Here is an 18,627-nt window from a genome sequence, read left to right as displayed (position 1 = left end):
TTTGATCTGTGGCGCCCGAGGGACACACATCGCTGCGCGGGTGCCGCGAACCCCCAGGTCACACGCCCATCAGCGGGGAATCCACCAGGGACTTTTCAGGGACTTTCACGTCTGTCCCAGGGGGATGCCAGGGATTTCCGCCGTGCAAGCAGGGAAGGCCCTGACAGCGCCGAAAGACAGAAATGCGCTGGTCAGGGCCTACGGCCTCAGCACTCGATGACGTTGACCGCGAGACCGCCGCGAGCGGTCTCCTTGTACTTCACCTTCATGTCGGCGCCGGTCTCCTTCATGGTCTTGATGACCTTGTCGAGGGAGACCTTGTGGGTGCCGTCGCCGCGCATCGCCATCTTGGCGGCGGTGACCGCCTTGACGGCCGCCATGCCGTTGCGCTCGATGCACGGGATCTGCACCAGCCCGCCGACCGGGTCACAGGTGAGGCCGAGGTTGTGCTCCATGCCGATCTCGGCGGCGTTCTCCACCTGCTCGGGAGTGCCGCCCAGGACCTCGGCGAGGGCGCCGGCCGCCATGGAGCAGGCCGAGCCGACCTCGCCCTGGCAGCCGACCTCGGCGCCGGAGATCGAGGCGTTCTCCTTGAAGAGCATGCCGATCGCGCCCGCCGCGAGGAGGAAGCGGACCACGCCGTCCTCGTCGGCCCCCGGCACGAAGTTCATGTAGTAGTGCAGGACCGCCGGGATGATGCCCGCGGCGCCGTTGGTGGGGGCGGTGACGACCCGGCCGCCCGCCGCGTTCTCCTCGTTGACGGCCATCGCGTACAGCGTCGCCCACTCCATGGCGTGCGCCTGCGGGTCGCCCTCGGCGCGCAACTGACGGGCGGTGCCGGCGGCGCGGCGCTTGACGCGCAGACCGCCCGGCAGGATGCCCTCGCGGGACATGCCGCGCGAGACGCAGGCCTGCATGACCCGCCAGATCTCCAGGAGGCCCGCGCGGATCTCCTCCTCGGTGCGCCAGGCCTTCTCGTTCTCCAGCATCAGGGAGGAGATCGACAGGCCGTTCTCGTTCGCCAACCGCAGCATCTCGTCACCGGAGCGGAAAGAGTACTTCAGCACCGTGTCGTCGAGCTTGATCCGGTCCTCGCCGACCGCGTCCTCGTCCACCACGAAGCCGCCGCCCACCGAGTAGTACGTCTTCTCCAGCAGCGGGGTGCCGGAGGCGTCGTACGCGAAGAGCGTCATCCCGTTCGCGTGGTACGGCAGCGAGCGCCGACGGTGCAGGATCAGCTGGTTCGGCTCGTCGAAGGCGATCTCGTGCGCCTCGCCTATCTCGGCGCCGAGCAGCCGCAGCCGGCCGCTCTGGCGGATGCGCTCCACCTCGGCGTCCGCCGTCTCGACGTTCACCGTGCGCGGGGAGTGCCCCTCCAGTCCCAGCAGGACGGCCTTGGGCGTGCCGTGGCCGTGGCCGGTGGCGCCGAGGGAGCCGAAGAGTTCCGCGCGGACGGACGCGGTCTGGGCGAGGACACCGTCCTTCTTCAGGCGGGTCACGAACATGCGCGCCGCCCGCATCGGGCCGACCGTGTGGGAGGAGGAGGGACCGATGCCGATGGAGAAGAGATCGAAGACGGAGATGGCCACGGTGACGGACTCCCTTGTCTGCTCGTGGGGTGGGAGGGGGCAGGAGAGGCGGATTGGTCGGATTTTGTCCGGCAGCCGAGCTTAACGCGAGGACGTGAACAAGCCGGCGGGCGGACGGGGCGCGCGGGTGACGGTCGGGTGCGGCTCGGTTCGCGCTCCGCCGCGACGTTCCCGCCCCCGGGCCGGTCAGGGGCCGGGTCCCGGCCGAGCGGACGCGCGTGGCGGACCCCGGCGCCCGGGCGACGGGCCGGACGGACGTGAGCAAGGCCATGCCTGCCGGCGGTGCGGTGCGCTCGTGGCCGTCCCGGGCGAGGGGGCGCCGCCGCTTTCGACCTTCCCCGGTCCCTTCCTCGACGGACGGGTCGGACGGGGTCGGACACCGGCCGCGGCCGGCCGGGTCCGCGGTCATGAGAAGGGCCCGGTGCCTGCGGAAACAGCCACCGGGCCCGACCCGTGGGGTTGCAGACCCCGTCAGAGCGTGGGGTACAGCGGGAACTTCGCGGCGAGCGCCGAGACGCGCGCCTTGAGGGCCTCGGCGTCGGCCTCCGCGAAGGGAGAGGGCGCCTTCAGCGCCTCCGCGATGATCTCGGCGACCTCGGTGAAGGCCTCCGCGTCGAAACCGCGGGTGGCGAGGGCCGGCGTGCCGATCCGCAGACCCGAGGTGACCATCGGCGGCCGCGGGTCGTTCGGGATGGCGTTCCGGTTGACCGTGATGCCGACCTCGTGGAGGCGGTCCTCGGCCTGCTGACCGTCCAGCTCCGAGTCGCGCAGGTCCACCAGGACCAGGTGCACGTCGGTGCCGCCGGTGAGGACGTCCACGCCCACGGCCTTGACGTCGTCCTGGACCAGACGGGCGGCGAGGATCTTCGCGCCCTCCAGGGTGCGCTCCTGGCGCTCCTTGAACTCGGGCGAGGCGGCGACCTTGAACGAGACCGCCTTGGCCGCGATCACGTGCTCCAGCGGACCACCCTGCTGGCCGGGGAAGACCGCGGAGTTGATCTTCTTGGCCAGTTCCTGCGTCGACAGGATGACACCGCCGCGCGGACCGCCGAGGGTCTTGTGCGTGGTGGTGGTCACGACGTGGGCGTGGGGCACCGGGTTCGGGTGCAGACCCGCGGCGACCAGGCCGGCGAAGTGCGCCATGTCGACCATCAGGTACGCGCCGACCTCGTCCGCGATGCGGCGGAAGGCGGCGAAGTCCAACTGACGCGGGTAGGCGGACCAGCCCGCGACGATCAGCTGCGGCTTGGACTCCTTGGCGAGGCGCTCGACCTCGGCCATGTCGACCTCGCCCGAAGCGTCCACGTGGTACGGGACCACGTTGTAGAGCTTGCCGGAGAAGTTGATCTTCATGCCGTGGGTCAGGTGACCACCGTGGGCGAGGTTCAGGCCCATGATCGTGTCGCCCGGCTTGAGCAGCGCGAACATGGCGGCGGCGTTCGCCTGCGCACCGGAGTGCGGCTGCACGTTCGCGGCCTCGGCGCCGAACAGCGCCTTGATGCGGTCGATCGCGATCTGCTCGACCACGTCGACGTGCTCGCAGCCGCCGTAGTAGCGGCGGCCGGGGTAGCCCTCGGCGTACTTGTTGGTCAGGACCGAGCCCTGGGCCTCCATGACGGCGACCGGAGCGAAGTTCTCCGACGCGATCATTTCCAGGGTCGACTGCTGGCGTACGAGCTCGGCGTCGACGGCGGCGGCGACGTCCGGGTCGAGCTCGTGGAGCGGGGTGTTCAGTGCGGACATCAAGATCCCCTGAGGTGTCAGTTGTCGGAGTGGGTGAGCGCGGCGTACTCGTCGGCGCTGAGCAGGTCGCCCGGCTCCTCCGCGACGCGCACCTTGAACAGCCAGCCACCCTCGAACGGAGCCGAGTTCACCAGCGACGGGTCGTCCACGACGTCCTGGTTGGCCTCGACGACCTCACCGGTGACGGGGGAGTACAGGTCGCTGACCGACTTGGTCGACTCCAGCTCGCCACAGGTCTCGCCCGCGGTCACCGTGTCGCCGACCTCGGGGAGCTGGGCGTAGACGACGTCACCGAGCGCGTTGGCCGCGAACTCCGTGATGCCGACCGTCGAAACGCCGTCCACGGCGGCCGTCAGCCACTCGTGCTCCTTGCTGAAACGCAGCTGCTGGGGGTTGCTCATGGCCTGATTCTCCTGGATGCGGGGGAGTGGATGTGAACCGGTGGTCTTGAATGCCGAGACGGCGCCGCACGGACCTCCGGACGGCGACGACGCGCTTGGGAAGGGGCGGAACTACTTCTGCCGCTTGTAGAACGGCAGCGCCACGACCTCGTACGGCTCATGCGTACCGCGAATGTCCACGCCGACACCGGAGGTGCCGGGCGCGGCGTGCGCCGCGTCCACGTACGCCATCGCGATCGGCTTGCCCAGCGTCGGCGACGGGGCGCCCGAGGTGACCTCTCCGACGACCTGCCCGTCCACGACGACCGGGAACCCGGCGCGCGGGACGCGGCGACCCTCGGCGATCAGGCCGACCAGCTTGCGCGGCGGGTTGTCGGCGGCGCGCTCGGCGGCGGCCTCCAGCGCCTTGCGGCCGACGAAGTCCACCTCCTTCTCGAACTTCACGACCCGGCCCAGACCCGCGTCGAACGGGGTGAGGGAGGTGGTCAGCTCGTGCCCGTACAGCGGCATGCCCGCCTCCAGGCGCAGGGTGTCGCGGCAGGACAGACCGGCCGGGACCAGGCCGACGCCCGCGCCCGCCCCGGTCAGCGCCTGCCACAGCTCCACCGCGTGCTCCGGGGAGACGAACAGCTCGAAGCCGTCCTCGCCGGTGTAGCCCGTCCGAGCGATCAGCGCGGGCACCCCGGCGACCGTGCCCGGCAGGCCGGCGTAGTACTTCAGGCCGTCCAGGTCGGCGTCGGTCAGCGACTTCAGGATGCCGGGGGACTCCGGGCCCTGCACGGCGATCAGCGCGTAGGCGTCGCGGTCGTCACGGACCTCGGCGTCGAAGCCGGCGGCCCGCTCGGTGATCGCGTCCAGGACGACCTGGGCGTTGGAGGCGTTGGCGACGACCATGTACTCGGTCTCGCCCAGGCGGTAGACGATCAGGTCGTCCAGGATCCCGCCGTCCTCCTGACAGATGTGCGTGTAGCGGGCGCGGCCGACGCCGACGGTCGAGATGTTGCCGACCAGCGCGTAGTCGAGGACCTTCACGGCCTCGGGGCCGGTCAGGGTGATCTCGCCCATGTGGGAGAGATCGAAGAGGCCGGCCTTGGTGCGCACGGCGTTGTGCTCGTCGCGCTCACTGGCGTAACGCAGCGGCATGTCCCAGCCCGCGAAGTCGGTCATGGTCGCACCGAGCGAGCGGTGCAGCGCGTCGAGGGCGGTCAGACGGGGGGCAGTGCTCATGGGTGTGGCTCCCGGGTCCCAGGGCATGACATGACGAGGACGATCCTCCCCATCTGTCATCGGAACCTGAGAGGTTCGCCGAGAGTTCCCGCGCGAACGGGGCGCGTCGTCGACTTGCACCTTGGGTGGAGCACACGCCGATGCCGTCGGGGACGGCGGCGCGGCTCGCTTTTCAGATCTGCCTCATCCACGCGGTACGGGGCCTGAGAGATTCAAGGGAGGGACTTGCTCCTTCGGCGCCCGGGCACGGCCTCACGGCCTGCCGGGACTCTCCCGCGCGGATTCAAGCGGCCGGTATGCAGTTGGTGTCCAGATGGCGCACATCATTGCACGCGACGGCCCGCGGCGGGTGTGCGGGCTCGAAAGACCGTGCGTGACCGTGACCGGGCCCGGGTGGGCCACCGGAACCGGGCATGCCGTATTACCGTCTCTTTACACTCACTGGGCAAGGGTCCTCGCGACCCGATTCGGGGGAGGCGATCACTGTGGCGGTGCGGAGATTCGGAGTGCTGACGACGACGGGGACCGTGGCGGGAGTGCCGGCGCAGCGGGCCGCCCGGGAGCGACCCGCCCTGGCCGGGGGCACCGCCGTGCGCGACCTGCGCGGCGGGGGCGCGCACGGACCGCGCGGGCTCGACTTCGCCGACGGGGACATCGTCGTGGTGTCCGGCCTGCCGGGCGGCGGCAAGAGCACCCTGATCAAGCGGGCCGCGACCGGCGGCATCGACTCCCAGGACACCCGCGAACGCTGGGAGCGGCGGATGCCCGGCGCGTTGCCCTACGCGGCCTACCGGCCGCTGGTCCGCGTCGCGCACTACTGGGGCCTGTGGCGGGCCCTGCGCTCCGGGGCCTCGGTCGTGGTCCACGACTGCGGCACCCAGACCTGGGTGAGGGGACTGCTCGCCGGGTTCGCCCGACGCCGGAACCGGTCCCTGCACCTGCTGCTCCTCGACACCACCCCGCAGGAGGCCCTGGCCGGACAGGACGCGCGGGGCCGGCGGGTGTCGGCGTACGCCTTCTCCCGCCACCGCGGCGCGGCCGAGCGGCTCCTGCGCGCCGCCGAGTCGGGCAGCATCCCGCGCGGCTGCGCGTCGGCGGTCCTCCTGGACCGCGCCGCCGCCTCGGGCATCACCCGCATCACCTTCGCCGCCGCGCCCATCCCCGGCGCCTGACGCGCCGGCCCGGGCGAGGGGGATCCCCGTCGACCCACTAACCTCGGCACGGCAACGGTGGCGATGGCAGCGGAGGCGTGGATGCACGGCGGCGGGTGGCCCGACAACGAGCTGGAGCAGGTGCTCGGGGCGGCGCTGGGAGCGACGGACGCGGGAGCGCGGATCCTGGAAGTCCTCGGCCGCAGCCGGCTCTGGGTGCCGCTCCCGGCCGGTGGCGCGCCCGACGCCGCCGACCTGACCCTCCCGACGATGGCGATCGGCGGGCAGGTGTACGTCCCCGTCTACAGCTCCGAGGCCCAGTTCCGGTTCTGCGTCGGCCCCGGCATGGACTTCGCCGTGGCCCCCGCCGTGGAGTTCGCCCGCGGCCTGCCGCCGCAGATCGGCCTCGCCGTGAACCCCGAGGGAGCCGTCGGCGTCCCGCTGCCCCCGGCCGCCGTCGCGGAACTGTGCCGCACGGGCCGGACCCCGCTCGACGGCCCGGCGACCGGCGGTCGCGTCCGGCTCTTCGAGCCCGACTGGCAGGACGACCCGGTGGACTTCCTCACGGCGGCGGGCGAGGAGTTCCGTGCCACCGGGGTGGTGGCCTCGGCGCACCGCTGCCTGGCCAGCGTGGAGGGCGGGGCGCCCGAGTTGTACATCGGTGTCCGACTGGTGGGATGGGATCCCGAGTCGCGGAACGCGCCGATGGAGGCGCTCGGCAGGGCGCTGGCCCGGGTACCGGCGCCCTGGCCGGTGCAGTTGATCCTCCTGGACGCCGTCGAGGACCCGGTCACGGAGTGGATTCGTGAGCGTGTGCGCCCCTTCTACCTTCCGTAGGGCCGCTTAAGCTGATGACATCTCCTGGCCGCTCGCGCGGCCTGGGTGACGGGTGGACGACGGGCGGACGAAGAGGGGTACCGGGTGAGTGCGTCAGGCACGGCCGCGGCCGGGCAGGTCGAGCACATGCTGCGCCAGGTGACTCCCGGGCGCTATGAGAGCTACGAGTCGCTTCTGCACGCCCTGGCCGAGGGCCGGCTGTGGATGTTGTTGTGGCAGGGGCAGCCGGGTTCCCCGGACGCCCAGTACGGGGGGATGGAGGTCGACGGGCTCGGATACGCGCCCTGCGTGACCTCCCCGCAGGAACTGGCCGCCAGCGGTTGGAACCGCGGATACGAGGTGGTCACCGGCCGGGACATCGCCCGCGCCCTCTACCCGGACCGCTGGGGGCTGTGGCTCAACCCGCACGCCCAGGGCGGCGGCCTCGGACTGCCCTGGGCCGACCTCCGCCGGATCGCGACGGGCCTCGACCGGATGCCCGCCGGGCCGCTGCGCCTGTCGGAGCCCTCCCTGGAGCTCCCGCAGTTCTACGGTCTGCTCACCCAGCACGCGCACCGCACGCCCGCCGTGCGGTCGCTGCGCAGGGCCTGGGTGCAGCCGTCGCTCGGATCGGCGTACCTCGCCGTCGGCCTCGACCTGTACGACGCCTCCGCGCCCGCGCTGGAGTCCGTCCGGGAGATGATGCGGCAGTCGGTGGGGGCGGTCCCCGAGGGCGTTCCCGTGTGCACCGTCGCGCTGGCCGACGAGCACGACCCGGTCGCGATGTGGCTGCGTTCGCAGACGCGCCCCTTCTACGACCGCGAGGGCCAGGCGCCCTCGTACTGAGGCGTCCCCTCCCGGGCCTCCGTCGGAACTCCGGCGGGGGCCTTTCGCATGCCCCCTCCCCGTTCTCGTGCGGACGGCCCGATCGGCCCTTCCGGGCCTCCCGTCAGGCCGTCCTCGTCCGCCGGGGCCCGCGGACGGCCCGCGCGTCGCCGCCGTCCGGACGGCGGGCGGGCGCCCGGGGAACACCTCGGGCCACCGCCGGCCACCGCCCCCGGGCGGCCTTCGTCTTGTCCTGATTTCTTCGGTCTTGTGGGGTCAAAAGGCATGCGAGTCTTGCGAGTTGGGCGCCATGTCCGGTTCCGTACCGAACAGGCGGTCTTGCTCCGCTGAGACGCGAGTGAAGTCCGGATAACGGGTACCGGGACGTCAGATCACGTTTGCGCATCCATTCATCTGCGGGTCTGGCGGCTGGTCGAGCGCCCGATGAAGACTCCCCACCCAAGAGCCGATCAGTCCTTCGGGACGCGGTTCGGTTCGTTGACTGCACCTGTTGTTTCGCACGGCACTTTCGCAGCACTTCCCGCACTTCCCGCACCTCAACACGCGTTCCGCGTGTCCACGCACTCCGAGCGCCACTCCGCACCAACGCCGCCACAGCGGCGGGCATGGGCCGGCACACCCGTCGGCCGAGAGGGGTCCCCACCACGATGACGGCACCACTGCATGACACGGACGCGGAAACACCCGCACCCGTGTCCGTAGCCGACGTCCCTGCCAAGGCCATCGAAGGCCGCTCGCCCGGCCGCATCGCCTGGATGCGGCTCAAGCGCGACAAGGTCGCGCTGACCGGCGGCGTGGTCGTGATCCTCCTGATCCTGGTGGCCGTCTTCGCGCCGCTGATCGTGAGCCTGCTGGGCCATCCGCCCAACGAGTTCCACGAAGACATGCTCGACCCGGACTTCGGGACGCCGCTCGGTTCGTTCGGCGGCATGAGCTCCGACTTCCTGCTGGGCGTCGAACCCACCAACGGGCGCGACGTGTTCAGCCGGATCGTCTACGGCGCCCGCATCTCCCTGGTCGTCGCCTTCCTGGCGGCCTTCGTCTCGGTGATCCTCGGCAGCCTGCTCGGCGCGCTCGCCGGATTCCTCGGCGGCTGGGTCGACGGCGTCATCAGTCGCACCATGGACCTGCTGCTGGCCTTCCCGCAGTTGCTGTTCACCATCGCCCTCGTGTCCGTGGTCCCCAACTCCCTCTGGGGGTTCGAGGGTTCGGGCGTCCGAATGGGCGTGCTGATCGTCGTCATCGGCTTCTTCGGCTGGCCGTACATCGGCCGCATCGTCCGAGGGCAGACGATCTCCCTGCGTGAACGCGAATACGTCGAGGCCGCGCGCAGCCTCGGGGCGGGCCGCGGCTACATCCTGATCAAGGAGCTGCTGCCCAACCTGGTCGCGCCGATCCTCGTCTACTCGACGCTGATCATCCCGACCAACATCCTGACAGAGGCGGCCCTCAGCTTCCTCGGTGCCGGCGTCAAGCCGCCCACCGCCTCCTGGGGCAAGATGCTGTCCGACGCCGTCCCCATCTACCAGGACGACCCCATGTACATGGTGGTCCCGGGCCTCACGATCTTCATCACCGTCCTGGCGTTCAACCTCTTCGGGGACGGGCTGCGCGACGCACTCGACCCCAAGGGCAGCTGAACCGCTTCTTCGATTCACCACCTATGGAGGTTGGACAACCGTGATCCGCAGAAAGCAGGCACTCGCGATCACCGCCGTGGTCGCCGCCCTGTCGATGACCGCCGCGTGCGGCGGTGGCAAGGACGAGGGCAAGAAGTCCGAGGGCGCGAACGACAAGGGCTACAGCGGTGCCTCCACGGCCCTGGTGAACGCCTCGGACAAGAAGGGCGGCGAGCTGAAGCTCTGGTCGCCGCAGGACGTCGACTACCTCGACCCGGCGCGCGCCTACTACGGTTTCGTGTGGAACCTGCAGCGCCTCTACATCCGCCAGCTCTACGCGTACGACAGCAAGCCGGGCGCCGCGGGCACCAAGCTGGTCCCGGACCTCGCCGAGGCCGCGCCGGTCCTGAGCAACGACGGCAAGACGTACACCGTCAAGATCAAGGACGGCGTGAAGTTCGAGGACGGCACGCCGATCACCTCGAAGGACTTCAAGTACGGCATCGAGCGCGTCTTCGCGCAGGACGTGCTGTCCGGCGGCCCGACCTACCTGGTCGACCTGCTCGACCAGGGCCAGAAGTACCCGGGCCCGTACAAGGACACCGACGCGGACAAGATGGGTCTGAAGTCGGTCCAGACGCCGGACGACAAGACGATCGTCTTCAACCTGGCCACCGCCAACTCGGACTTCAACTACCTGCTGGCGATGCCGTCCTCCTCGCCGGTCCCGGCGGCGAAGGACCAGGGCGCGGGCTACACCAACAAGCCCGTCTCCACCGGCCCTTACAAGGTCGAGAGCTTCACCGCGGGCAAGGGCGCCACCTTCGTCCGCAACGAGAACTGGGACCCGAAGACGGACACGATCCGCAAGGGTCTGCCCGACAAGGTCAGCTTCACGGTCACGACCAACCCGGACGACATGGACCAGCGCCTGCTCTCCGGCGACATCGACCTCGCCGTCGACGGCACCGGTGTCCAGCAGGCCGCGAAGAACAAGATCCTCAAGGACGCGAACCTCAAGAAGAACGCGGACAACCCCTTCACGGGCTACATCCGCTACTTCGCCTTCCCGCAGACGGTCGCGCCGTTCGAGAACATCGAGTGCCGCAAGGCCGTCATCTACGCGGCCGACCCGAAGTCGCTGCAGAACGCCCGCGGTGGCCCGACCAGTGGTGACCTCGGCGCGAACATGCTGCCGCCCGGCATCCCCGGCTCGGACAAGTCCTTCGACCCGTGGGGCCTGACCGCCGGCAAGCCGCAGGAGCAGAAGGCCAAGGACGCGCTCAAGGCCTGTGGCAAGCCCGACGGGTTCGAGACCACGATCGCGGTCCGCAACAACCGCGCCCCCGAGGTCAAGACCGCCGAGTCCCTCCAGGCCTCGCTCGCCAAGGTCGGCATCAAGGCCACGATCGACCAGTACGACGGCAAGCTCTCCTCCTCCACGATCGGTTCGCCCGAGAACGTGAAGAAGAAGAACTACGGCATCATCGTCATGGGCTGGGGCGCCGACTACAACTCCGGTTCGGGCTTCCTCCAGCCGCTGGTCGACGGCTCGTTCATCCTGCCGAACGGCAACAACAACTACACGATGCTGGACGACCCCGAGGTCAACGGCCTGTTCGACAAGGCCGCGAGCGCCGCCACCCCGGACGCCGCCGCTCCGTTCTACACGGACATCAACAAGAAGATCATGGAGAAGGCTCTCTACCTCCCGATCAACTTCGACAAGGCGCTCATCTACCACAACCCGCGCCTGACGAACGTCTACTTCAACGACTCGATGGGCCGCATCGACCTCGCTGTCCTGGGCGTCGCCAAGTAGTCGTCCCACCGTCCGGCGGCCGCTCCACCGCGGCCGCCGGGCATCAGCAGGCCAGAGCAATTCGCAAGTAAGTGCCTTCACCGCACATGCGCTAGTCCGAAGGGCAGGTGAAGGCCGCAGGCGGCGGCTGTCGTCCCCACGAGGGGCGGCAGCCGCCCGCCCCGGGCGGCCGACTGCAGTGCTCGTCTACCTCATACGGCGGCTGTTCAACGTCGCCGCCACGCTGCTGGTGGTCTCCGTGGTCACCTTCGGCATCTTCTTCGCGGTCCCGAAGCTGACCGGCAGCGATCCCGCGCTCATGTACGCCGGTCGAGAGACCAACGAGACCGCCCTGGCGGGCATCCGCGTGAAGATGGGCTTCGACAAGCCCATCTCCGAGCAGTACTGGGTGTTCCTCAAGGGCATCTTCGTCGGCCGCGACTACGACGGCGGCACCGAGGTCACGCACTGCGCCGCTCCGTGCTTCGGCTACTCCTTCAAGAGCGAGGCCCCCGTCTGGGAGACCATGCTCGACCGCATGCCGGTCACCCTCTCGCTCGCCGTCGGCGCAGCCTTGATCTGGGTGCTCGCGGGTGTGGCCACCGGAGTGGTCTCGGCGCTGAAACGGCGTACGGCCATCGACCGGACCGTCATGATCGGAGCGCTCGCCGGCGTCTCCCTGCCGATCTTCTTCACCGGCATGGTGGCCCCCGCGGTCTTCGTCTACGGCCTCGGCTGGCTGGACGTGTCCAACTACAAACCCCTGACCGAGGATCCACTGGCCTGGCTCAACAGCCTGATCCTGCCCTGGGTCACCCTCGCCTTCCTCTTCGCGGCCACCTACGCCCGCATCACCCGCGCGACCATGCTGGAGGTCCTCGGCGAGGACTACATCCGCACCGCCCGCGCCAAGGGACTCAAGGAGGGCGTGGTCATCCGCAAGCACGCCCTGCGCTCCACCCTCACCCCGATCGTCACGATGTTCGGCCTCGACCTCGGCGGACTCCTCGGCGGCGCGGTGCTCACCGAGACGACCTTCAACTTCCAGGGTCTGGGAACGGCGGCCGTCGCCGCCATCGGCCAGGGCGACCTCCCCGTGATCATGGGTGTCACCCTCCTCGCCGCGCTCTTCGTGGTGATGGCCAACCTGATCGTGGACCTGCTGTACGCCGTCATCGACCCGCGCGTGAGGCTGACGTGACCGAGAACCCCGCCGTTTCGACCGGCACCTCCGGCGAGCCCGCGTTCGTCCCCGAGCAGGCGAAGGGGGAGACCCGCGCCAGCGACTCCTTCCTCTCCGTACGCGACCTCAAGGTCCACTTCCCGACCGACGACGGCCTCGTCAAGTCCGTCGACGGGCTCTCCTTCGACCTGGAGCGCGGCAAGACGCTCGGCATCGTCGGCGAGTCCGGCTCGGGCAAGTCGGTGACCTCGCTGGCCATCATGGGCCTGCACCGCACCGGCAACGCCCGCAGCCGTCCGCACATCTCCGGGCAGGTCGTGCTCGACGGCGAGGACCTGATCCAGGCCGACGCCGACCACGTGCGCAAGCTGCGCGGGCACAAGATGGCGATGGTCTTCCAGGACCCGCTGTCCGCGATGCACCCGTACTACTCGGTGGGCAAGCAGATCATCGAGGCCTACCGGACCCACCACGACGTCGACAAGAAGACGGCCCGCAAGCGCGCCGTCGAGATGCTCGACCGGGTCGGCATCCCCGAGCCCCACCGGCGCGTGGACGCGTACCCCCACGAGTTCTCCGGCGGCATGCGCCAGCGCGCCATGATCGCCATGTCGCTGGTCAACAACCCCGAACTGCTCATCGCGGACGAGCCCACGACCGCCCTGGACGTCACCGTCCAGGCGCAGATCCTGGACCTCATCCGCGACCTGCAGAAGGAGTTCGGCTCCGCGGTCATCATGATCACGCACGACCTCGGCGTGGTCGCCGAGATGGCCGACGACATCCTCGTGATGTACGGAGGCCGGTGCGTCGAGCGCGGCACCGCCGAGAAGGTCTTCTACGGCCCCCGGCACCCCTACACCTGGGGCCTGCTCGGCTCGATGCCGCGCATCGACCGCGACCAGACCGAGCGGCTGATCCCGGTGAAGGGCTCGCCCCCCAGCCTCATCAACATCCCGAGCGGCTGCGCGTTCAACCCCCGGTGCCCCTACGCCGACGTACCCAAGGGCGGCATCACCCGCACCCAGCGCCCCGAGCTGACCGAGGACGACAGCCGGCACTGGTCCGCCTGCCACATGTCGCAGGAGGAGCGGACCCGGATCTGGACCGAAGAGATTGCGCCGAAGCTGTGACCGACATGAACGAGACGGGCGCGGCGGAGGCCTCCTCCGCGCAGGCCGCGGCGGACACCGCCGAGGAGCCGCTGCTGAAGGTGACCGGGCTGGTCAAGCACTTCCCCATCAACAAGGGGCTGTTGCGCCGCCAGGCCGGCGCCGTCAAGGCCGTGGACGGCATCGACTTCGACGTCCGGCGGGGTGAGACCCTCGGCATCGTCGGCGAGTCCGGCTGCGGCAAGTCCACCATGGGCCGGCTGATCACCCGACTGCTCGAACCGACCGGCGGCAAGGTCGAGTTCGAGGGCCGGGACATCACGCACCTGGGCGTCGCGGGCATGCGCCCGCTGCGCCGCGACGTGCAGATGATCTTCCAGGACCCGTACGGCTCGCTGAACCCCCGCCACACGGTGGGCACGATCGTCGGGGCACCCTTCAAGCTCCAGAAGGTCACCCCCGAGGGCGGTGTGAAGGCCGAGGTCCAGCGGCTGCTGTCGCTGGTGGGCCTCAACCCCGAGCACTACAACCGCTACCCGCACGAGTTCTCCGGCGGCCAGCGCCAGCGCATCGGCATCGCGCGGGCCCTGGCCCTCAAGCCGAAGCTGGTCGTCGCCGACGAGCCGGTGTCGGCGCTGGACGTCTCGATCCAGGCCCAGGTGGTGAACCTGCTGGACGACCTCCAGGAGGAACTCGGCCTGACGTACGTGATCATCGCGCACGACCTGTCGGTCATCCGGCACGTCTCGGACCGCATCGCGGTGATGTACCTCGGCAAGATCGTGGAGCTGGCCGACCGCAAGTCGCTGTACGAGGCGCCCATGCACCCCTACACGACCGCGCTCATGTCGGCGGTGCCGGTGCCGGACCCGAGGCGGCGCGGCGCGAAGAGCGGGCGCATCCTGCTCAAGGGCGACGTCCCGTCGCCGATCTCGCCGCCGAGCGGCTGCCGGTTCCACACCCGGTGCTGGAAGGCCACCGAGCTGTGCACGACGCAGGAGCCGCCGCTGGTGGCCCTGAAGACGGGGCACCAGGTCGCCTGTCACCACCCGGAGAACGCGCCGGACCAGGCGCCGGGCGACAAGGCCCTGCCGGGCGCCGCCGAAGCGGTGGACACCCCGACGGTGTAGCGGGTCGCGTCGACGGTCCGGCGGGTCGTGACGACGGCCCGGCGGGTCGTGACGACCCGGAGGTGTCCGACCCCGGAGTAGCGGCCGGGGTCGGGTGTGGTGCCGGGGTCCCCGGGCGTACGCGTCCGTGAACCCCGGCACCACTGTGCGTTCCCCGGGCCGTGTGCCCCTGGCGTTCCGCTGCCGTTCCGTTGGCCGCTGGTCGCCGCTGGTCCGCCGGCCCCCGCTGCCCGCCGCCGTCCGTCCGCCCGGCGGGCTGACGGCACAATGGGGACGTGCTCCACGATCTCTTCCCGCCCGGCATCCAGCACGCCCTGGACCTCGCGGGCATTTTTGTCTTCGCCACCGCGGGCGCGCTGCTCGCCGTGCGCAAGAACTTCGACATCTTCGGCATCGCCGTGCTCGCCCTCGTCACCGCCCTCGGCGGCGGTCTCTTCCGCGACCTCGTGATCGGCGCCGTCCCGCCCGCCGCCTTCGGGGAGCTCAGCTTTTTCGTGACTCCGCTGGTCGCCGCCGGGCTGGTCTTCTTCCTGCACCCCGAGGTCCAGCGGATCAACCGCGCCATCAACGTCTTCGACGCGGCCGGCCTCGGCCTGTTCTGTGTGACGGGCACGACCAAGGCGTACGAGTACGGCCTCGGCCTGACCGCGTCCGCCTCGCTGGGGCTGGCCACGGCGGTCGGGGGAGGCGTACTGCGCGACGTGCTGGTCAACGAGGTGCCCTCGCTGCTGCGCGACCGCGAGATGTACGCGGTGCCCGCGGTCGTCGGCGCCTCGATGGTGGCCCTCTTCATCGCCTTCGACACGCTCAACGCGCTCACCACCGCCGCCGCGATCATGACCACGTTCGTGCTGCGACTGCTCGCGATCCGCTACCACTGGCGGGCGCCGCTGGCCTGGAACCGCCGGTCCGCCGTGGCCGAAGAGCCGTAACGCGCACGTAGCAATAGAAAGCTACCGCTTAGTAGCTTGCCGGTGTACCGTCGTTTGCATGTCACATGCAGCGGCCCAGGCATCCATCGGCGACAGCGAGTTCGACCGCGACACCACCCTCTCCGCCCGCGCGGACGAGCCCGGGGTGTACGACGCTGAACTCAGCGCCGGCTGGACGATCATCACCGCCGTCAACGGCGGATATCTGTTGGCACTGGTCGGTCGGGCCCTGTCGGCGGCCCTGCCGCACCCCGACCCCTTCACCGTCTCCGCCCACTACCTGACCTCCTCCGTGCCCGGCCCCGCCGTGATCCGCACGCAGGTCGTCCGTATCGGGCGCACGCTGTCGACCGGCCAGGCGTCCCTCTTCCAGTACGACGAGAACGGCGCCGAGATCGAGCGGATCCGCGTGCTCGCCTCGTACGGGGAGCTGTCCGCCCTGCCCGACTCCGTGCACACCACCGCCCTGCCGCCGGTCATGCCCGCGTACGAGGACTGCCTCGGCGCGGAGGCCGGCCCCGCGCCGATTCCCGGCAGCTCCGCCATCGTGGACCGGCTCCGGCTGCGGCTGGACCCGGCGACGGCGGGCTGGGCGGTCGGGGCGCCGTCGGGCAAGGGCGAGATGCGGGCCTGGTTCGAGCTGGCCGACGGCCGTGACGCCGACCCGCTGTCGCTGTTGCTGGCGGTGGACGCGCTGCCGCCGACCGCCTTCGACCTCGGCCTGATCGGCTGGGCCCCGACGGTCGAGCTCACCACCCACATCCGCCACCGCCCCGCGCCGGGCCCGCTGCGGGTGGCCATCACCACGCGCAACCTGGCCGGGGGCTTCCTGGAGGAGGACGCCGAGGTCTGGGACTCGAAGGATCGGCTCGTGGCCCAGTCCCGCCAACTGGCCCGCGCCCCGCGCCAGACGTCCTGACCCGGACGTCCTGACCCGGAGGGCCGAAACCGGGTGTCGGGCGCCGGGGCCGGCGCCGGGGCCGGGCCCGGCGCCTCGGGCCCGGCGGCGGCGGTGCCCCGTCACCGCCCCGCCCCGCCGGGGATCGCGCCGGTGGGGGACCGCATGGGGTTCGGCGCGTCGGGGGGCTCGTAGAATCGGGGGATCATGGCCTACCTCGACCACGCCGCAACCACCCCGATGCTGCCGGAGGCCGCTGCGGCGATGACCGCGCAGTTCGCCGCCACGGGTAACGCGTCCTCCCTCCACGCCGCCGGCCGCCGCGCCCGCCGCACCGTCGAGGAGGCCCGCGAGGCCCTCGCCGAAGCCCTCGGCGCGCGCCCGAGCGAGGTGGTCTTCACCGCCGGCGGCACGGAGGCCGACAACCTCGCCGTCAAGGGCCTCTACTGGGCCCGCCGCGACCAGGACCCGACCCGCACCCGCGTGCTGACCAGCCCCGTCGAGCACCACGCCGTCCTCGACGCCGTCCACTGGCTCGCCGAGCACGAGGGCGCCCGGGTCGAGTACCTCCCGGTGGACCACCACGGGCGCGTGCACCCCGACGCCTTCCGGGAGGCGATCGAGCGGAACCCCTCCGACGTCGCCCTGGCCACCGTGATGTGGGCCAACAACGAGATCGGCACGGTCTTCCCCGTACGCGAGCTCGCCGACATCGCGGGGGAGTTCGGGATCCCGCTGCACTCCGACGCCGTCCAGGCCGTCGGTCAGCTCGACGTCCGCTTCGGTGACAGCGGCCTCGCCGCCATGACCGTCAGCGGCCACAAGGTGGGCGGCCCGTACGGCATCGGCGCCCTGCTGCTCGGCCGGGACCAGACCCCCGTCCCCGTCCTGCACGGAGGCGGCCAGGAGCGGCACGTGCGGTCAGGGACCCTCGACGTGCCGGCCATCGCGGCCTTCGCGGTGGCCGCCGTCCTCGCCGCCGAGCGGCGCGAACGGTTCGCCGTCGAGATCGGCGCCCTGCGCGACGAGCTGATCGCCGCCGTCCTGCGGGAGGTGCCCGACGCCGTGCTCGGCGGAGACCCCGTGAACCGGCTGCCCGCCAACGCCCACTTCAGCTTCCCCGGCTGCGAGGGCGACTCCCTGCTGTTGCTTCTCGACGCCCAGGGCATCGAGTGCTCCACCGGTTCCGCCTGCACCGCCGGCGTGGCCCAGCCCAGTCACGTGCTGCTCGCCACCGGCACCGATCCGCTGCTGGCCCGGGGCACGCTGCGGTTCTCCCTCGGCCACACCTCCACCAAGGAGGACGTCGCCGCGGTGGCCGCCGCCATCGGCCCCGCCGTCGCCCGCGCCCGCACGGCCGGACTCAGCTGAACCCTGTCGCAAGCAGCGCCCCGCCCGGCCCGCCCCGTCCGGGCCCAGGGCGGGCCGGGCGGCCCGGGGCCCGGGCCGCCCGGCTCCCCGGCTCAGCCGGTCGCGGGCTTGCGCGCCAGGGCTTCCCCGACCATGCGGACGTAGCGGTTCCAGTCCCAGTGGCGACCGGGGTCCGTGTGATCGGCTCCCGGTACCTCGGAGTGGCCCACGATGTGCTCGCGGTCGGCGGGTATGTCGTACCTCCGGCAGACATCGGCGGCCAGCTCGGCCGAGGCCGCGTACATCGCGTCCGTGAAGTCCTGCGGCCGATCCACGAAGCCCACGTGCTCGATGCCGACACTGCGCTCGTTCATGGACCGGTTCCCGGCGTGGAAGGCCACGTCCAGCTCGCGCACCATCTGCTCGACATGGCCGTCCTGGCGGACTATGTAGTGCGCCGACGCCTTGTGCCACGGGTTCTTGAACGCGTCCACCGAGGACTCGAACCCGCCCTGTGTGACATGCACGACAATCCGGTCCACGCGGTAGTCGTCGGGCCGGTCCGCCAGCCGCCAGTTCGCCGGTGAGGCCGCCGTCCAGCTCGCGGCCGCGTAGTCCAGCTCCCCCTCCTTGCGCGGCTTGGACACCCCGGGCAGCAGCCACCAGGCGCGTCTGAGCTCGTCCTGCCCGAGGACGGCGGCGGTCGCGATCACCCCGAGCCCTCCGAACAGCACGGCCCTGCGGGTCCGGCCCGACCCCTTGCCGGTCGCCTTGCCCGGAGCCGCGTCCCGCGTCTTCCCACCCTCACGCACCATGCGATCCACCCCCC

General features: G+C 70.9%; 16 protein-coding genes and 1 riboswitch. Of the genes, 11 read left to right on the top strand and 5 right to left on the bottom strand.

The window, feature by feature from the left end; all coding sequences use genetic code 11:
- Window positions 1–206 precede the first annotated feature (206 nt).
- From ACFYW3_RS21290 to gcvT, 4 genes are all read right to left on the bottom strand, one after another.
- On the bottom strand, window positions 207–1,589 hold the full coding sequence (locus ACFYW3_RS21290; protein WP_267800482.1) for an L-serine ammonia-lyase: 1,383 nt from the start codon (window positions 1,587–1,589) through the stop codon (window positions 207–209).
- A gap of 471 nt (window positions 1,590–2,060) precedes the next feature.
- Window positions 2,061–3,332 carry a serine hydroxymethyltransferase gene (gene glyA / locus ACFYW3_RS21285; RefSeq protein WP_351750570.1) on the bottom strand — a complete coding sequence of 424 codons (1,272 nt, stop codon included), beginning with the start codon at window positions 3,330–3,332 and terminating at the stop codon, window positions 2,061–2,063.
- A 17-nt stretch (window positions 3,333–3,349) separates the two neighbouring features.
- Window positions 3,350–3,733, bottom strand: coding sequence for a glycine cleavage system protein GcvH (gene gcvH / locus ACFYW3_RS21280; RefSeq protein ID WP_351384807.1), 384 nt, complete (start codon window positions 3,731–3,733; stop codon window positions 3,350–3,352).
- Window positions 3,734–3,844: 111 nt separating this feature from the next.
- The gene (gene gcvT, locus ACFYW3_RS21275) at window positions 3,845–4,960 is read right to left on the bottom strand and encodes a glycine cleavage system aminomethyltransferase GcvT (protein ID WP_351750569.1); all 1,116 of its coding nucleotides are present in this window, start codon (window positions 4,958–4,960) and stop codon (window positions 3,845–3,847) included.
- 182 nt (window positions 4,961–5,142) lie between these two features.
- Window positions 5,143–5,246: riboswitch (glycine riboswitch) on the bottom strand.
- Window positions 5,247–5,466: 220 nt separating this feature from the next.
- Between gcvT and ACFYW3_RS21270 the strand changes: the two genes are divergently transcribed.
- The 11 genes from ACFYW3_RS21270 (at window position 5,467) to ACFYW3_RS21220 (ending at window position 17,819) form a co-directional block, all read left to right on the top strand.
- Complete coding sequence (locus ACFYW3_RS21270; protein WP_389386981.1) at window positions 5,467–6,132, top strand: AAA family ATPase; 666 nt, start codon at window positions 5,467–5,469, stop codon at window positions 6,130–6,132.
- Window positions 6,133–6,195: 63 nt separating this feature from the next.
- Window positions 6,196–6,948 carry an enhanced serine sensitivity protein SseB gene (locus ACFYW3_RS21265; RefSeq protein ID WP_389387014.1) on the top strand — a complete coding sequence of 251 codons (753 nt, stop codon included), beginning with the start codon at window positions 6,196–6,198 and terminating at the stop codon, window positions 6,946–6,948.
- An 84-nt stretch (window positions 6,949–7,032) separates the two neighbouring features.
- On the top strand, window positions 7,033–7,773 hold the full coding sequence (locus ACFYW3_RS21260; protein WP_351750567.1) for an enhanced serine sensitivity protein SseB C-terminal domain-containing protein: 741 nt from the start codon (window positions 7,033–7,035) through the stop codon (window positions 7,771–7,773).
- A gap of 647 nt (window positions 7,774–8,420) precedes the next feature.
- Window positions 8,421–9,413: an ABC transporter permease gene (locus tag ACFYW3_RS21255; protein ID WP_053677608.1), complete on the top strand. Its 993-nt coding sequence runs from the start codon at window positions 8,421–8,423 to the stop codon at window positions 9,411–9,413.
- Window positions 9,414–9,507: 94 nt separating this feature from the next.
- Complete coding sequence (locus ACFYW3_RS21250) at window positions 9,508–11,214, top strand: ABC transporter substrate-binding protein (protein WP_351750618.1); 1,707 nt, start codon at window positions 9,508–9,510, stop codon at window positions 11,212–11,214.
- Window positions 11,215–11,392: 178 nt separating this feature from the next.
- Entirely contained in the window at window positions 11,393–12,394 is a 1,002-nt protein-coding gene (locus tag ACFYW3_RS21245; protein ID WP_053677612.1) for an ABC transporter permease, read from the top strand.
- A complete protein-coding gene (locus ACFYW3_RS21240) occupies window positions 12,391–13,509 on the top strand; it encodes an ABC transporter ATP-binding protein (protein ID WP_389386980.1) in 1,119 nt (372 codons plus the stop codon). The genes ACFYW3_RS21245 and ACFYW3_RS21240 overlap by 4 nt, the downstream gene beginning before the upstream one ends.
- A 5-nt stretch (window positions 13,510–13,514) precedes the next feature.
- A complete protein-coding gene (locus ACFYW3_RS21235) occupies window positions 13,515–14,618 on the top strand; it encodes a dipeptide ABC transporter ATP-binding protein (RefSeq protein ID WP_351750566.1) in 1,104 nt (367 codons plus the stop codon).
- Window positions 14,619–14,893: 275 nt separating this feature from the next.
- Complete coding sequence (locus tag ACFYW3_RS21230) at window positions 14,894–15,550, top strand: trimeric intracellular cation channel family protein (RefSeq protein ID WP_389386979.1); 657 nt, start codon at window positions 14,894–14,896, stop codon at window positions 15,548–15,550.
- A gap of 58 nt (window positions 15,551–15,608) precedes the next feature.
- A complete protein-coding gene (locus tag ACFYW3_RS21225; protein ID WP_351750564.1) occupies window positions 15,609–16,469 on the top strand; it encodes a thioesterase family protein in 861 nt (286 codons plus the stop codon).
- A 186-nt stretch (window positions 16,470–16,655) separates the two neighbouring features.
- On the top strand, window positions 16,656–17,819 hold the full coding sequence (locus ACFYW3_RS21220; RefSeq protein ID WP_351750563.1) for a cysteine desulfurase family protein: 1,164 nt from the start codon (window positions 16,656–16,658) through the stop codon (window positions 17,817–17,819).
- A gap of 92 nt (window positions 17,820–17,911) precedes the next feature.
- Here ACFYW3_RS21220 and ACFYW3_RS21215 read toward each other — a convergent pair whose 3' ends face one another.
- Window positions 17,912–18,613 (bottom strand): N-acetylmuramoyl-L-alanine amidase, encoded by a 702-nt coding sequence (locus tag ACFYW3_RS21215; protein ID WP_351750561.1) that lies wholly within the window; start codon window positions 18,611–18,613, stop codon window positions 17,912–17,914.
- Window positions 18,614–18,627: the final 14 nt, after the last annotated feature.

This window comes from Streptomyces sp. NPDC002602, from assembly GCF_042889445.1.
GTDB lineage: Bacteria > Actinomycetota > Actinomycetes > Streptomycetales > Streptomycetaceae > Streptomyces.
The sequence above is the reverse complement of the archived record's forward strand: the minus strand, read 5'-3'. Positions and strand labels throughout refer to the sequence as shown.

Excerpts from the sequence above, each read along its gene's own strand:
- glyA (WP_351750570.1), bottom strand. The coding sequence starts at position 3,332 with ATGTCCGCACTGAACACCCCGCTCCACGAGCTCGACCCGGACGTCGCC.
- gcvH (WP_351384807.1), bottom strand. The coding sequence starts at position 3,733 with ATGAGCAACCCCCAGCAGCTGCGTTTCAGCAAGGAGCACGAGTGGCTG.
- gcvT (WP_351750569.1), bottom strand. The coding sequence starts at position 4,960 with ATGAGCACTGCCCCCCGTCTGACCGCCCTCGACGCGCTGCACCGCTCG.
- ACFYW3_RS21265 (WP_389387014.1), top strand. The coding sequence starts at position 6,196 with ATGGCAGCGGAGGCGTGGATGCACGGCGGCGGGTGGCCCGACAACGAG.
- ACFYW3_RS21255 (WP_053677608.1), top strand. The coding sequence starts at position 8,421 with ATGACGGCACCACTGCATGACACGGACGCGGAAACACCCGCACCCGTG.
- ACFYW3_RS21250 (WP_351750618.1), top strand. The coding sequence starts at position 9,508 with ATGACCGCCGCGTGCGGCGGTGGCAAGGACGAGGGCAAGAAGTCCGAG.
- ACFYW3_RS21235 (WP_351750566.1), top strand. The coding sequence starts at position 13,515 with ATGAACGAGACGGGCGCGGCGGAGGCCTCCTCCGCGCAGGCCGCGGCG.
- ACFYW3_RS21225 (WP_351750564.1), top strand. The coding sequence starts at position 15,609 with ATGTCACATGCAGCGGCCCAGGCATCCATCGGCGACAGCGAGTTCGAC.
- ACFYW3_RS21220 (WP_351750563.1), top strand. The coding sequence starts at position 16,656 with ATGGCCTACCTCGACCACGCCGCAACCACCCCGATGCTGCCGGAGGCC.
- ACFYW3_RS21215 (WP_351750561.1), bottom strand. The coding sequence starts at position 18,613 with ATGGTGCGTGAGGGTGGGAAGACGCGGGACGCGGCTCCGGGCAAGGCG.